At 27.3% G+C, this 16,235-nt stretch carries 9 protein-coding genes and 1 pseudogene; 5 read left to right on the top strand and 5 right to left on the bottom strand.

The window, feature by feature from the left end; genetic code table 11:
* Nucleotides 1–5 precede the first annotated feature (5 nt).
* On the top strand, nucleotides 6–2,306 hold the full coding sequence (locus tag BBIDN127_RS01240; RefSeq protein ID WP_014023500.1) for an efflux RND transporter permease subunit: 2,301 nt from the start codon (nucleotides 6–8) through the stop codon (nucleotides 2,304–2,306).
* Here BBIDN127_RS01240 and lon read toward each other — a convergent pair.
* On the bottom strand, nucleotides 2,298–4,718 hold the full coding sequence (gene lon / locus BBIDN127_RS01245) for an endopeptidase La (RefSeq protein WP_014023501.1): 2,421 nt from the start codon (nucleotides 4,716–4,718) through the stop codon (nucleotides 2,298–2,300). The two genes, BBIDN127_RS01240 and lon, sit on opposite strands and share 9 nt — an antisense overlap.
* A gap of 271 nt (nucleotides 4,719–4,989) precedes the next feature.
* Here lon and recJ point away from each other — a divergent pair, with 271 nt between their 5' ends.
* From recJ to rpsU, 3 genes are read left to right on the top strand one after another with little or no spacing between them, the layout of a single operon-like run.
* Nucleotides 4,990–7,116 (top strand): single-stranded-DNA-specific exonuclease RecJ, encoded by a 2,127-nt coding sequence (gene recJ, locus BBIDN127_RS01250; RefSeq protein ID WP_014023502.1) that lies wholly within the window; start codon nucleotides 4,990–4,992, stop codon nucleotides 7,114–7,116.
* Nucleotides 7,109–8,053: a M23 family metallopeptidase gene (locus tag BBIDN127_RS01255; protein WP_014023503.1), complete on the top strand. Its 945-nt coding sequence runs from the start codon at nucleotides 7,109–7,111 to the stop codon at nucleotides 8,051–8,053. The genes recJ and BBIDN127_RS01255 overlap by 8 nt, the downstream gene beginning before the upstream one ends.
* A 14-nt stretch (nucleotides 8,054–8,067) precedes the next feature.
* Nucleotides 8,068–8,277, top strand: a complete 210-nt coding sequence (gene rpsU, locus BBIDN127_RS01260; protein WP_002656880.1) for a 30S ribosomal protein S21 — start codon at nucleotides 8,068–8,070, stop codon at nucleotides 8,275–8,277.
* 37 nt (nucleotides 8,278–8,314) lie between these two features.
* Here the strand turns inward: rpsU and BBIDN127_RS01265 are convergent, their stop codons facing one another.
* From BBIDN127_RS01265 to BBIDN127_RS01280, 4 genes and pseudogenes are all read right to left on the bottom strand, one after another.
* Entirely contained in the window at nucleotides 8,315–10,678 is a 2,364-nt protein-coding gene (locus BBIDN127_RS01265) for a DNA translocase FtsK (RefSeq protein WP_044054940.1), read from the bottom strand.
* Nucleotides 10,675–11,476, bottom strand: a pseudogene (locus BBIDN127_RS01270) (undecaprenyl-diphosphate phosphatase). The gene BBIDN127_RS01265 and the pseudogene BBIDN127_RS01270 overlap by 4 nt, the downstream one beginning before the upstream one ends.
* A 13-nt stretch (nucleotides 11,477–11,489) precedes the next feature.
* On the bottom strand, nucleotides 11,490–13,643 hold the full coding sequence (locus tag BBIDN127_RS01275) for a flagellar assembly lytic transglycosylase (protein WP_044054995.1): 2,154 nt from the start codon (nucleotides 13,641–13,643) through the stop codon (nucleotides 11,490–11,492).
* Nucleotides 13,636–14,643 (bottom strand): hypothetical protein, encoded by a 1,008-nt coding sequence (locus tag BBIDN127_RS01280; protein WP_014023507.1) that lies wholly within the window; start codon nucleotides 14,641–14,643, stop codon nucleotides 13,636–13,638. The genes BBIDN127_RS01275 and BBIDN127_RS01280 overlap by 8 nt, the downstream gene beginning before the upstream one ends.
* Nucleotides 14,644–14,849: 206 nt before the next feature.
* Here BBIDN127_RS01280 and BBIDN127_RS01285 point away from each other — a divergent pair, with 206 nt between their 5' ends.
* Entirely contained in the window at nucleotides 14,850–16,232 is a 1,383-nt protein-coding gene (locus BBIDN127_RS01285) for a tetratricopeptide repeat protein (protein WP_044054941.1), read from the top strand.
* Nucleotides 16,233–16,235: the final 3 nt, after the last annotated feature.

Consider the following 16,235-nt stretch of genomic DNA (forward strand, 5'->3'; position numbering starts at 1 on the left):
ATGATATGGACTTTGAAGGTCTAAGCATTAGATATAAAGGAATTATATTTACAATATTTATCCTAATTACTATCTTTTTAGGATTTTTTTTAAAAAATCTTAAATTCGATGCAAACATCTTAAAACTTATACCCAAAACTAAAGAAACTGAAAGCTTAATAGACATTGACAAAAGTAATTCACTTTTATCTACAATAGTAATATTTCAAGATAAAAAAAATATTTTTAATAAAAAAAATTTTGAAACAATAAACAGCGTAATCGATGAAATAACCAGAATTTTAAAAGTATCTCCAAATGCAGTTACAAGCATATTTTCTTATTTCCCACAATTTAAAAAAGAAATCTACACAGATAAAGATATAGAAGAAATAAAAAATAAAATAAAGTCAACTCCATTTGTAAAAAACACATTCTTGGGCAACTCAGAAAATTTAATATACTTCATAATAATCCCAACAGAGAGTGACAAAATTAACTTCAGTAGAAATTTAAAAACTGAACTTGATGAGATGGAAAAAACAATTAAAAAATATGAAACTGATGATTTAAAGTTATATCTTACAGGAGATTTAATAGTAAGAGAAAAAATCTTAAACTACATGGTTGAAGACTTCAAGATCTTAGGACCTCTTGCTACTTTTGTAGTAATAATTTCACTTTATCTTATTATAAAAAATCTAATTGGCGCATTAATTCCTATTTTTGTTGCATTATTATCATTGGTTTGGACTTTTGGAATTAAAGGACTTGTACAATCCCCTATTACAGTGCCAGAAACTTCGATGATTGTTTTACTTATTTCAATCGGATGCGCCAATGCTGTACACATAATAAATGAAATATTTAAATTAATAAAAAAAGAACAACTCTCAAAAGAATCCATAAAAACAATAATTAAAAGACTCAAAACACCCATTCTGCTAACATCTCTTACAACTGCATTTGGATTTTTATCTCTTACAACCTCTTCAATTAATGCTTACAAAACAATGGGTATTTTCATGTCAATTGGAGTCATTATCTCAATGATAATCTCATTAACTGTTTTACCTGGAATAATAACATTAATCCCATTTGCAAAAAAAAGATCTTTTGAAAAAGAAAAAGAAAATAAACTAAATAAAATATTTTTCCTTGAAAAACTTGCCAAACTAAATACACAAATAACAAAATCTATATTAAAAAGAAAATATATATCCTCTATAATGGTCCTCATTATACTGGGAATTTCTTTTGTAGGTCTTTTAAAAATCGAAATCAATTTTGATGAAAAAGACTACTTTAAAGAAAGCACAAGTGTAAAAAAAACATTAAACCTAATGCAAAAAGAAATGGGGGGAATATCGATTTTCAAAATAGAGCTTGAAGGAAAACCCGGTGAATTTAAAAATGCTAAAGCAATGCAAACCTTAGACTTAATTACAGATAAACTTGATGCATTCTCTGCAAAAACTCAATCCAGCTCTATTAATGGAATTTTAAAATTTACAAATTTTAAAATTAAAAAAGAATCTCCACTAGAGTATAAACTGCCTGAAAACAAAATTATACTAAACAAACTAATAAACTTGGTAGATAGAAGCGATTGGACTAAAGACAATAAAAAAATGTACATTAATGAGGATTGGTCATTAATATCTATCATAGTAAGAATTGAAGACAACTCAACTGAAGGAATAAAAAAATTTGAAAAATATGCTATTAAAACGATTAATGAATATACGAAAAATAATAAATATCATTTCTCAGGGGTTTATGATAAGGTGTTAATAGCTAAAACAATGGTAAAAGAACAGGTTATGAACATTATAACAACTCTTGGATCAATAACACTGCTACTTATGTTTTTCTTCAAATCTATAAAAACCGGAATAATTATTGCAATCCCAGTAGCATGGTCAGTGTTTTTAAACTTTGCTGTAATGAGATTATTTGGGATAACCTTAAACCCCGCAACAGCAACAATTGCATCTGTAAGCATGGGAGTAGGAGTAGATTATTCAATTCATTTTTTCAATACGTTTATTTTACAATACCAAAAAAACCAAATCTACAAAACTGCACTTCTTGAATCAATTCCCAGTGTATTTAATGGAATATTTGCAAATTCCATTTCTGTTGGAATAGGATTTTTAACTCTAACATTTTCGTCTTATAAAATAATATCAACTCTTGGAGCAATAATTGCTTTTACAATGCTAACAACATCTCTTGCATCGCTAACTCTTCTCCCATTATTAATTCATTTATTTAAACCTAGAGTAAAACTCGACTCAAACAACAATTTTAAAAAATTAAAATAATAATTTAATGACCTCGCGCATATTATCTACAAGATAAAAATTGATGCCGCTTTTAATGTTAATAGGAATCTCTTCTAAATCAACTCTATTTGCCTTAGGAACAATAATATGCTCAACACCACTACGCTTTGCTGCAATTATTTTTTCTCTAAGACCCCCTATCATCATTACATTCCCAGTAAGAGAAAGTTCTCCTGTCATAGCCAAATGAGGTCTAACAACCTTATCAAGAGCAAGAGAAATAAAAGCACTAGCTATTGTAATTCCCGCAGAAGGCCCATCTTTTGGGGTAGCTCCTTCTGGAATATGTAAATGAATAATATTTTTTTCAAAAAAAGATTTACTAATACTCAAATCCTCTTTAATGCTATTAACATAAGTATAGGCAATATTAGCAGATTCTTTCATAACATCCCCAAGTCTACCTGTCAATTTAATTCCACCCACCTTGGACTCTGTCTTTACAGTCTCAATCATTAAAGTTGAACCCCCATAATTTGTCCAAGCAAGGCCCATTACCATCCCCGAATACATAGCATTAGGCATACTTTCCTTTCTAAAAACAGGCACACCAACATATTCTTCTAGATTGTCATTGGAAATTTGATAAGATTTAACTTCAGTATTCTCAATAAGCTTTCTAGCAACCTTTCTTACAATTTTGTTTAAATATTTTTCAAAATTTCTCACCCCATTATCTCTTGCATATTCTTGAGCAATTTGAACAAGGGATGAACTTTGAAATTTTAAAGAATCTTTATCAACTCCGTTTTCACTTAAAACTTTGGGAATTAAATACTTTCTTGCAATCTCTATTTTTTCGTTATCAACATATCCAGAAATTTCAATAACCTCCATTCTATTTAACAAAGGTCTTGGTATTGTTTCAACAGAATTAGCGGTTAAAATAAAAAATACATTCGAAATATCAAAAGGAAGATCAAGATAATGATCTCTAAACCTAACATTTTGTTCAGGATCTAAAACTTCAAGAAGAACCGAAAAAGGATCTCCATAACTTGAAGATGAAATTTTATCCACCTCATCAATTAAAAAAACAGGAGAATTTGTCTTGGTAATTCTTAAGCCCTGAATAATTTTTCCAGGCAAAGCACCAACATAAGTTCTTCTGTGCCCCTTAATCTCTGACTCATCACGCATTCCACCAACAGAAAATCTAAAAAACTTGGTACTCAAAACCTTTGCAATAGCTGCTCCAATAGAAGTTTTCCCCACACCAGGAGGTCCCACCAAAAGAATAATCGCCCCCTTTTGAGTCTTTCTTAATTTAAGAACAGAAATATATTCAATAATTCTATCCTTAACTTCGTTCATTCCATAATGAGTTTTATCTAAAATTTTTTTAGATTTTTGCAAATCTAATTTATCAAAATTTTTTTTTAAATCTCGCCAAGGAAGCTCAGTAATAAGTTCAAGATAATTTCTAACAACAATGTATTCAGCCGAACTTGTCTCAAGAAGTGAAAATTTTTCTAACTCTTTTTCAACTACCTCTAAAGGCTCTCCCTTTAACTCTAAAGCCTTTAGCTTGGTTTTAAGCTTTTCTAAATCGCTGTTTTTTTTATCTCCTATGCCAAGTTCGGCTTTAATAGCCTTAAGCTGTTCTTTTAAGAAAAATTCTTTTTGCTGTTTCTCTAATCTCTCTTGAATGCCTTTAGCAATTTTATTTTGAATTTCAATTAAATTAAGCTCTTCATAAATCAGTTCTAAAACTTTTTTAAGCCTATCTTTTACATTTAAAGTTTCAAGAACTATTTGATGATCATTTTTTGAAGATGAAATAGTGCTGGCCACAATATCACATAGTTTTCCCTTATCCTCAATATTAACCATATTTAATTGAATTTCCGGCATTTTTCTATGCGCAAATATTTCTTTAGTTCTAAGCAAAATACTACTGTAAACTGCCTTTGACTGAACATCATCTTTTCTAACTGGAATTTGCTTTAAATAGTCAATCTCAATTATGGGAAACTTGTCATTAAGAACAACTTTAACAAATTTAATCCTATCAAAAGTTGAAACAAATATATTGTAACCTCCGTCCGGAAGATTAATTTTTTTTATTATCTTTCCAGTAACTCCAACAGAATAAATATCTTTACTATAATCAATAATTAATTTCTGTTGAGCATTATTGTTGTTTTTCCCTAAAAATTTATCATTCAAAACAAACAAGGCAATGATTCCATTGCCTTTCATAGCATAATCGATTGCTTTCATATCAGAATCAGAGATTATAACAATAGGAATAAACATCCCCGGAAAAACTGGGTGAGAAGGAACCGCTATTAAAGGAACTCTTGCGGGCTTATTAGAATGAGGCAAAATTCCAGCTACAACTTTTTCTTTTTTTTTATCCCCTGACCTAGCTTTCTTAGATTTATCCATAAAACTTGAAATCTCCTAAGCTAATTATAACAAAACAAATATTTTATGGAAATTCATTTAATAATATTTTTTTTTATTATAAAATGATAAAATGAGAATTTACACAGTTAAAATTATGCCCATGAATTTGGATTACAGTAAAAATTACAATCCACTAAAACTACACCATTCAATAAAAAAAAATAATGCTACTACTTAAAATTAATCTATGGTGAAGTTAGTAAAGAAGAATCCTTGAAAAATCGATTAAAAATAAATTCTAGAGAAGTAAATGAAAATTTGGAAACAAAAAGAAACTAATATACAAGCCCAAGAATTAACTCGCATTGCCAAGCAATATAATATTAATACCTTTGAAGCAACTTTACTCATAAAACGAGAAATCAAAGAAGAAGATTTTATGTTTTTTCTTGAAGACAGTGTAAATTTATTACACAACCCATTTTTATTAAAAAATATAGATAAATTTATAAACAGAATTAATAAAGCAATCAAAAATAATGAAAACATATTAATCTTTGGAGATAAAGATGCTGATGGAATCACCGCAACAATAATAATGTATGAAACTCTTAAAGACTTTGGGCTTAATGTAAGCTATAAAATACCTTCAAATGGAGAATTTTATGGACTTTCAAATGAATTGATCAACAAAGCTTTAGAAAAAAAAATCTCTTTAATAATAACTGTTGATAATGGCATTTCTAGCATTGAAGAAATAAATTATGCAAATTCTAAAGGAATAGAAATAATAATAACAGACCACCATCTTCCAAGCGAAAACTTTAAAACTGAAAGCATAGTTATAAATCCTCACTTAAAAGATGACAAATATCCATTCAAAGAAATAGCGGGATGTTGTGTAAGTTTTAAAACTTGCCTTGCTCTTAGCATGTCCTTTACAGACCTTTATTCTAAAAATCTTGTATTTTTATTCTTAGAAAACACAAAAAATGAAATTATTCTTCATGCAATAGAAATAAACAACTACATTCTAAAACAATATCTAAAATTAAATAATAACAATGAACCCTTAATTAACTCAAACAAACTAGAAAAATTTGTACAAAACAAATACGTAGTAATCTTTAATAAAGAAGATCAAGACCAATTATTAAATAAACACTTCGCAAGAGATATAAACATAAACACAATTGATATTAGTGAAAATTTTATAAAAAAATATCCAAATTTTAGAAAAAAAACATTAACTGACTTAATCCAAGCAACTAAATATTTCAAATATAAAGAAGTTGAGATTAAAGACAAGCTTTACTATATATTTTACAATGTAATTTTTGAAACTAACAAAAATTTGCTCCAAAAATGTCTAAAAAGACTTAGCTTTGTTGCAATAGGAACAATAGCGGACAATATGCCCATTATTAATGAAAACAGAATAATCCTAAAAGTAGGGCTTAAAGAAATCGCACTAAGAGAGAGAATGTCTATTAACTATCTATTAAAAGATGCAAACATATTAACAAAACCAAATATAAATTCAATGGATGTTGCATATAGAATTGCACCAATACTAAACTCAACAGGAAGGCTTGAAAAAGCAGATATTGCAATAAATTTTTTACTAACTAACGACATTAATCAAATAGAAAATAAATTTAAAGAAATAAAAGAAATCAACGAACTGAGAAAACACAAAGAAGAAAAAGCTTGGAATTCGCATAATAAAAATACTATTTTTAAAAACGATAAATTCATAGTCTGCTATGATAAAAATACCCCAAAAGGAATAAGTTCTAGAATTGCAACTAGACTTTCTGCTTACTACCAAAAAGTTGCTATTTTTTTAACAAAGCAAGACAATATTATTAAAGGATCAATTAGATCAAACAATAAAATCAATTCAAAAACACTAATATCAATAATACCTTCCCATTTAGTAATAAATTCGGGGGGGCATAAAGCTGCTGCTGGATTTACGCTGCATGAAAATTTACTAGAAGACTTTATTAAAGAATTGGAATACGCAACTACAAAAGTTGAATATGAATCTACTGATGAAAACAAGTCAATACTAATAGATGCCATTCTTCCAAAGAATTTAACAAAAGATTCTCTTTTCAAAACAATAGAAATATTTGAACCTTATGGCTATGAATTTAGAGAGCCAATCTTAATGATGAAAAATGCTTATCTTCAAGAACTCAAAATAATTGACAAAAATCATAGCTCAAAACATATAAACATGCGCATTAAATCACAAAACGATTACTATAAAGCTATTTTTTTTAACGGAACAAAAACAATAGAAGAATTGGATATAAAAGAAGATCAATACTTAGACATCATTTTTACAGTTAATGAAGATTTTTATTGTCCTAAGGAAAAAATTTTGAAAATCATAGACATAAAAAAGAGCACTCAAATCAATGCATAGAATACAAAAAGTTTTACTTATATTATGTATTCTAGGAATAGAAAATATAAATTCAGAAATAACAAATACTGTTCCTAAAGTCCAATATAAAAAAGAGGCATTTCAAGGAGATTACATATACTTTGCAAGTAACGAAAATTTTAAAAATTTATCACTTTTAAGCACAAATAAAAATCCAATCATAAGCTCTTCTCCATTTAAATTTACAGTGGGAAGTAAAATTTATTACATAGCATTTATGGGAATTACACCAATGATAAAAGAGGGTAAAAGAAAAATTCAAATAGAATTCGAAAATAAAAGCTACATCAAAGAAATAGAAATAAAAAAATTTAACTTCAAAAAAACAAAAATTAGCTTTAATAAAGAAAAAGCCAAGCTTATAACCCAAAAAAAATCAATAAAACAAAAAGAACAGGCTTTGGTTTTGTGGAATATTATTGGCAATACTGGAGACACAACAATATACCACTATGATGCTTTAGTTAAACCAATAAAAGATCAATATATTGTAACAAGCCAATACGGAGATTTAAGGCTTTACATGCAAGGTAGCAAAAAAATTTCAAATTATACAATGCACAATGGAATTGATTATGCCCCATTTAAAAGAGAAAATACTCCAATTTTTGCTGCTGGTAAAGGAAAAGTTGTATTTGCACAAAATAGAGAGCTAACGGGCAATACCCTTATAATACAACATTTACCGGGCGTATTCACAATTTACCTTCACCTCTCAAAATTAGGAATAAGTGAAAATAAAATAGTTAGTGCTGGGGAATATATTGGACATACTGGAAATACAGGCCTCTCAACAGGCCCTCATTTACACTTCGAAGTAAGAATTAATGGCATAGCAATAAACCCAGATTTCCTTTTAAATGACATGCTTATTGACAAAAATAAAATAATAAATAATATTAAAAGAATAGAGTAAAAGGAGGTGATTTTTTGGTAACAGTCACTGTGGACAAAAATGAAAATCTTGAAAAAGCATTGAAACGTTTTAAAAGAATGATTGAAAAAGAAGCAATTATTCGCGAATGGAAAAGAAGAGAATACTATGAAAAACCATCCACAATACGTGTAAAAAAGGAAAAAGCTTTTAAAAGAAAACAAGCAAAAAAAGTAAGAAAGTTAAAACAAAAAACTAATAGATAGAGATCACAAGAGATGTTCAAATGGATATCTCTTTATTTTAAATTAATACCTCTCTTGGTTTTGATCCATTAACAGGTCCTACATATCCCATATCTTCCATAATTTCAATAATTCTAGCTGCTCTATTGTAGCCTATCTTCAACCTTCTTTGCAGATAAGATGCTGATGCTTTTCTTGTAACTTTAACAATCTCAAGAGCTTCATCAAACATTGGTTCATCAGAAGGTCCAAGAGCAACTAAATCTGGCTCTTTTACGCTATCAATAAATATTTCATCATCAATATAATTAGGAGAACCGAATTTTTTAACCTCTTCAACAAGTCTATAAACTTCTCTTTCCTTTAAAAATCCGCCCTGAATTCTTTGGGGAAAAGGATTTAAAGAACTAATATAAAGCATATCCCCTTTTCCTAAAAGCTTTTCAGCACCAGAAGAACCAAGAATTATTCTAGAATCCATAGAACTGGCTACCATGAAAGAAATCCTTGAAGGAAAATTGGCTTTTATTACCCCCGTAATAACGTCGACTGAGGGTCTTTGGGTTGCAAGAACCAAATGAATCCCCACAGCTCTAGCCATTGCAGCAAGCCTAGAAATTAAATTTTCCAAATCTTTTCTTGCAGAAAGAATAAGATCTGCAAATTCATCAATAATTATTACAAGATATGGCAAAACCATTAAATTTAAATTCTCATCTTTTATTTTTTTATTATAAGAAGAAATATCTCTTACCAATAAATTATCAAGAAGCACATACCTTCTCTCCATTTCATCAAGACACCATCTAAGAGCTTCTAAAGCTCTCTTGACATCTGTAATAACTGGAGTTAATAAATGAGGAATATCATTGAAAAGTTTAAGCTCAACTATTTTGGGATCTATCATAATTAATTTCACTTCATCTGGAGATTTTGAAAAAATAATTGAAGCAATTAACGAGTTCACACAAACAGATTTACCCGCCCCAGTTGCACCAGCTATCAATAAATGTGGAGAATTAACAAGGTCAAAAACAATATTTTCACCACTAATTTCTTTTCCAAGAGCAAAAGGAATTTTAAAATCACCTCTGAATTCCTTGCTGTCTATTATCTCTGAAATCAAAATAAACTCACGCCTTTTATTAGGAATTTCAATTCCTACAGCTTCTCTGCCAGGAATTGGAGCAATAATCCTAACCCTAATAGCCGCAAGCCTTAAGGCAATATTATCAGAAATAGAAGTAATCTTAGAAAGCTTAATTCCCTTATCTGGACGAACAGCATACATTGTCACAACAGGGCCCTTAATAATATCAATTAATTTGGCATTAATATTAAACTCTTTTAATGTCTCCTGGAGAATCATTGATTGCTTTTGAATTTCTTTATCATACTCAATATCCTCTACATCATTTTTAATCTCTTTCTGGTCAAAAACTGAAATATCAATAACGTAAGAATCGCTCTTTTTATTCAAAGATACATTTTCGTTATAAACATGAGAAGTAGCAACTTGACTAATTATGCCCTTAGTCCTTATCTCACAGGCTTTAACTTTTCCACTAAGAATTAACTTATTATCTTCAAGATTGTCTAAATATTTGTACTCACAAGACCCATCAATTTCATCTACATTTTCATCTGAATTTAAAGCGCTATCATTTGAAGTCTCCTTATTTAAAGGGCTTGCTTCTTCAAGATCTGAACCTTCAAAAACAGTTTTGTCTAAATTAATATTGGAAGGTTTTTTATTGTTTCTTAAAAAAGCGCTAAATGACCATAAAGCTTGATATTCCTCATCATTAATAATATTCTCTTTATCATCAAAACCTTGAGAATCTTTTAGATCATCTGCAGAATCTCCATAAACTTTAATATCTTTTTTTACATCTAATGAATTTGAAAAGGGGAAATAACTTAATATATTTTCAAACAAAATTTTAATCTTAAACTCTAAAAACTTAAAAGCATCTAAAATAAAATTAATATCTTTAAAAAAGACATAATTCAAGTAAATCCAAACAACAAATTCTAAAATTAAAAGGGTAAAAATAAAAAAATTCCCCAATACTATACCAAAATTAATAAGAAATATCTTAATAAAATAAGATTTTTCAACATTAGAATTAATTTTTATTAAAAATATTAAAGTGAAAAACAATATTACGGTATAATTCCAATTAAATACAAATCGTTTAGTAAAAATATGTTTTTTATAAGCGTACCAATTAACAATTGGATATACTATTAAATAAAATGATAAAAATGAAAAAACATTAAGAAGTATTTGTCCTAATAAATTAAAAACAAAAAATATAAATACATTGCTTAAAGGAGTCAATGCTACAAAAAGAGAAAAAGAAATAACTGAAAGCATGAAAAAAAACAAAAATTGAAAATACTGATAAAAATCTTTCATATTCTAAAAAAATAACAAACTTATAATTGAAAGTGCAAATAAATATATCGAAAAATAATACAGCTTTTTGTTATTAAGCATTTTAAAAAATAAATTTATTGAGAAAATACCAACAACAAAAGCAACCAATGCTCCTAAGTTTATTTCAAAAAAATTTAAAACCATAAAAATATCATAAAATTCTTTATGTTTTAACAAAATCGCTCCAAAAACTATTGGAATTAAAGATAAAAATGAAATTTCAAATGCACTTTTTCTATTAAATCCCATAACCGAAGCAGAAAAGATTGTAACTCCTGAACGAGAGATCCCCGGGAATGCACCTAAGCCCTGCATCAGCCCCATAAAAATTCCCACTAACAAAATATTGCCTTTAAAATCAATTTTTAAAAAATTAAATTCTAGCATCAAGATTAAAATCCCTGTTATAATAAAATTAATTAAAACAAAAGGCAATGTAAACATTCTCTCGTATTTCGAAATAAAAATTCCAACAACTCCGGTAACAATAGTTATTATTAATATCAGCAGCATTAATTTTAAATTTTCTAAATCGGATTTACCAGTTTTTCTTAAAGAGAATCTAATAAAAGTTAAAAAAAGCTCTAAAATCCTTTGGCGATAGTAAATAATAATCACTAAAACTGTTGCAAGATGTAAATAAATGTCAAATATTATTGAAAGCTTTAAATTCATAAAATGCCTAAAAAGTAATAAATGTCCCGAACTAGATATTGGCAAAAACTCTGTAATGCCTTGAACAATACCCAAAATAATTGCATTTAAAATATTTGTCATTAAATGCTCCACACTAATTTTTGGGAAATTCGCCCATAATTTTAACTATTACCGAATCCATTCCCTTTTTTTCATACAAAGCGTCATAAAATACCGAATAAACCAATATTTTTTTAATATAATTTCTAGTCTGACTAAAAGGAATTGCCTCAATAAAAAGCTCTTTTGACAAATGTCCATAACTTTTTTCCCACTTTCTAACATTGCCAATGCCTCCATTGTAAGATGCAAGAGCCTTATAAAGACTGCCGGTTGTAGATATTCTTTTTTTCAAATAATATGTTCCAATTATTATATTATCTTTTGGAATCTTTAAATCATAATTAAAATACTTAAGTTCTTTAGAAATATCATTTGCTGTTGATGGCATAACCTGCATAAGGCCAACAGCACCTGGTTTTGAGACAGCATTTTTCTCAAAACTACTCTCCGCCTTTATTAAAGAAAATACAACACTGGTTTCAAGCCCTCGCCTTTTAGACCAATATTCTACCAAAGATCCATACAAATAAGGATACAGCCTTTTATAATCATTTTCCATCAAAGCCGATTCATCTTGATTTACAAGATAATTAATCACAAGAGTTGCATCGTAGTAATTTTCACTCTTTAAAAGTTCATCGTATACTTTTCGATAAAAATCGAGTGAAAATTTATATCCATTCCTAAAATCTTCAGAAATAAACCCTCTAACATAATTGCAAAGATTGAATTTTAAAAACCCTTCCAAAAAAATCTCATAATCCGATTGCTCATATTTAATATTAGACCCACCTGTAAAAAATTCATCAATATTTTGATCTAGCAAGTATCTGCTCATAAATGAAGAATAAGACCATTTATCATAATTAACAGCAGAATGCAAAAGATTCTTATATTCTCCGCTTACACCAGGTTTAATTAATTTATGATAAATAAGCCTTGCATTAATAAAAGCAAGCTTAGATAAAATAGAATTAGAAATAACTTTTTGAGCATTAGAATAAAGTTTATAAAGATTGCCATAGTCTTCAAGCTGAATTGATTCTAAAATATAATCTTCTAAAATCTTAATAAAAGTAGAATTTTTTTTATCGCTTTCAGTATAAAACTTGGCTACGCTTTCGGCGAAATAATCTCTTGCACTCTTAGTAAAAATTAAATTGCTAAAAGCAGTATTAAGCAAATCAAGCCTATTAATCTCATTACTAAGATTTAAGCCTTCAAGATATTCTTTTAAAAGAAGAAGTCCTAAATTATTTTTTTCTCTAAGATTTAAAATACCTAAATAATAATTTTTATATTTGCTCTTTATTTTACTAAAAAATGTTAAAGCATTTGAAACTTTGCCAGAACTAATAAAAGCCTTATAAATATCACTTAATACAATGTTATTGTCATAATAATCATTTAAACCATTTTTATTTAATATATTTATTGCACTATTAAAATTGCCATTTGCCACTTCATACTTAAATCTAACAAGATTTAAAAAATTTGCACCAAAGTATTTAGACTTATTTTCAATAATAAAATAATCATAAGCTCTTACATGTAAATAATTTGCAGGTAAATTCTCAAAAAGTTCATTAAAATATATTTTTGACTCACTTATATTAGAAAGATTAAGATAAAGAGCTGCTTTTAATAAAATATTTTCATTTTCCTGATAATCAGAAAATTCCATCTTATCAAGCTTATTTAAAAGACTAAGTGCCTTATCGTTTTTCTTTTGCCAATAAAGACTTTTAAAGTAACCTAAGATAATAAATTTATTATTTTCGTATTTTTTATAAAGCTTCTCCCCAATCAATTCAGATGCAAAATATTCTTTTATTGAGTTAAAATATTCAATAAGCTTAATTCCAGCAAATTGGGATGCAATACTATCCCCATTAGCTATAGCCTTTTTCATATACTCTACAAATTTTTCTTCAAATCCTATTTTTTTAAATAAATAAGCAACATATATATAAGAACTCGGATCTATATTAAAATGCTTGTCAAAATTTTTTTTTGAATAATCAAAATTCCACAACCAATTTAAATTATTTAAATCAAACTCTTTTGAATGCGCCCTAATAAAATTAGGGCCCAAGATTTCTTTTTTTGCAAAGCAAGAAACCAAACTTAAAAATAAAAAAAGAAAAAGAAAATTTTGCAATACGAAAGAACTTCTATTAAATATATTGATCTTTTTCATATCTCTCAATTCTCTTTTTACCATATTCAAAGTAATATGAAACAAAATCTCTAGGCTTTAAAATTTTTGAAAAAACTAAAAACAAAGAAAAAAATATCAAAAGAAAAAGAGAAATAAGGCTCAAATACAACATAGGAGAATGAACCACTCCTTCACTTGAATTTAATTTAAAACCATTTTTCATCTCATCATTCTCAAAATCTTCTCTAAGATCTAGTTCAACATCTTCATCTGAAGTATCTATTAACTCTTTATCAATATCTGCAATAATGTCTTCAACGCTTAAATCACGCAAATCTTCTTCTTCCTCTAAAGAAGAATCTTCTAATTTTTGAAACTCAAAATTATTAAGATTTAAAGATCTCTTGTCAATATGCTTGATTTTTTCATTTTCTAAATTAAGCTCTTTAGAATCAACAAGACTATCATCGTCATTATCATCAAAATCTGAATCATTTGTTTCAATTTTTTGATCTTCTTCGGTTTTTAGATCCAAAGAATTAATAGTAGGCATACTTACATCAGAAACATCTTTTTTGACAAAATCATCTTTTTCCTCAAAATTTAAATCAAATCCAGAACCCAAATTTTCAACAGACAAATTATTGCCAATGTTACTTTTAAAATCATTTAAAGGGTTATCCCTATTAGATCCTTTAAAAGTTTGATTAAAATCTACAAGACTTAAATCAAACTTCGATTTATCTTGAATCCCATCAGACTCACTATAAACATAAAGTATTTCATCCATAACTTTAAAATAAACATTGATACTTGAACTTTCCTTTCTTAAATTATCTAAGAAAAAAGAACCAACTAAAAAAGGATCTGAAAAATCTTCATATTCACTAACATAAAAATTCAACTTAATACTGGTATCACCTTCAACCTTGCCCAATATTATTCTCTTAACAGAACTATCATCTAAATTTAAAACCGAATAATACTCATTATTAGATAATTTTATCGCTAAAAACCCTTTCAAAAATCATAACCTCTTTGCTTTGTTAATTTTATTGAAATCAAACTTATGCACTAATTATAGTTATCATTATTATTATAACTATAATATAATATAAATAATGTGATATTCAACTTACAAATTACTTTTATTTTAAGCAAATAACTTTTATTAAAAGTAACTATGATGATGCAAATTAATGAGATATTTTTAATTTAGGAGCAATACAAGTGCTGTCACTATTTATATTAATCTCTTCATTTACAGTATTTATTTTAGTATTTTTATTTTTTAAAATAGCATTAAAACTTACAATAGGTAAAAATATGGGAAAAATCAAAAAAGATGATGAGAGAACACGAAAATTAATCGAAAGAGCAATTTCTCTATTAAAAACAAATCCAAACGAAATAGGTGCACTTGAAATTTTAAATAATTACTACTATAAAAATAAAGACTATGAAAATGGAATAAAATATGCAAAAAAATTATGCCAATTAATAGAAGACAACCCAATAAGTCAAGAAATAAACACATTTAAAGCTTTTTTAAGCTATGGATTTTATAATCTTAAAAGAAATTTTAACAGAGAAGCCTTGGAATATTTAAGAAAAGCTTTTCTGATAAAAAAAACAGATGAGGATGCAAATTATTATCTTGGCATAGCATTTTTAAAAAACGAAATGTATAAAGAAGCTCTTTACTATCTTAAAAAAGTTCACAATTTTAATAAAAATAATAAAGATGTCCTAAAATACCTAGGAATAACTTTATTTAATCTGGAAAGCTATAGACAAGCTGTTATGATATTCAACAATATAAAAAAAAATATACAAGACGACATTGAAGCTCTTTTGGCATATGCTAAGTCTTTGTCAAAAATGAATCAAGACCATTTAGCAATAGAAATTGCTAACAAAATAAAACAAAAAGACGGAATGATTTATGAAGCCTTATTAATTACATCTGAGATTAATTCAAAAAATAAAGAATTAGAAAAATTAGAACAAAATATTAAAGAAATAATAAAAGTAAAACCTGACTTGCCTAAAAAAATTTTCCTTGAATTATTTTATAATCTTGGAGAACTCCAAATCTCTGTTGAAAATTATCAAAAAGCTACAGAAGCTTTTACCAAAGTTGAAGAGATTGATCCAAATTACAAAAATATTAAAGAAAAATTAGAATTTAGCAAAAGGTTAAACGAAAATATAGCCTTAAGAATATATTTACGCAGCTCAAAAGAAAATTTTGAAAAAATAGCAAATGAAATTATTTTAAAACTATATTTAAATAAATTTCAAATAAGAGATTCCAAAATAAACGAAATAACAACACAATTTATTGATATAAACTTTCACCTAGCTAACAATCAATGGGAAGAAAATTTAATAGTGCGCTTTGTAAGAACTGAACAAGATACTTTTGGTGAATTGTTCTTAAAAGATTTCATTTCAAAAATAAAAGAAAATAAAATAAAAGGACTCTGTATTGCTCCATCAAAATTCTCTTTAAAGGCAAAACAAATGATTGAAGGAAGACTTATTGATCTAGTAGAAGGCAAAAAACTAACTCAAATACTTAAAAAAATTAACATATCTAAATACACATGAAAA

The sequence above is a fragment of the Borreliella bissettiae DN127 genome (assembly GCF_000222305.1).
GTDB lineage: Bacteria > Spirochaetota > Spirochaetia > Borreliales > Borreliaceae > Borreliella > Borreliella carolinensis.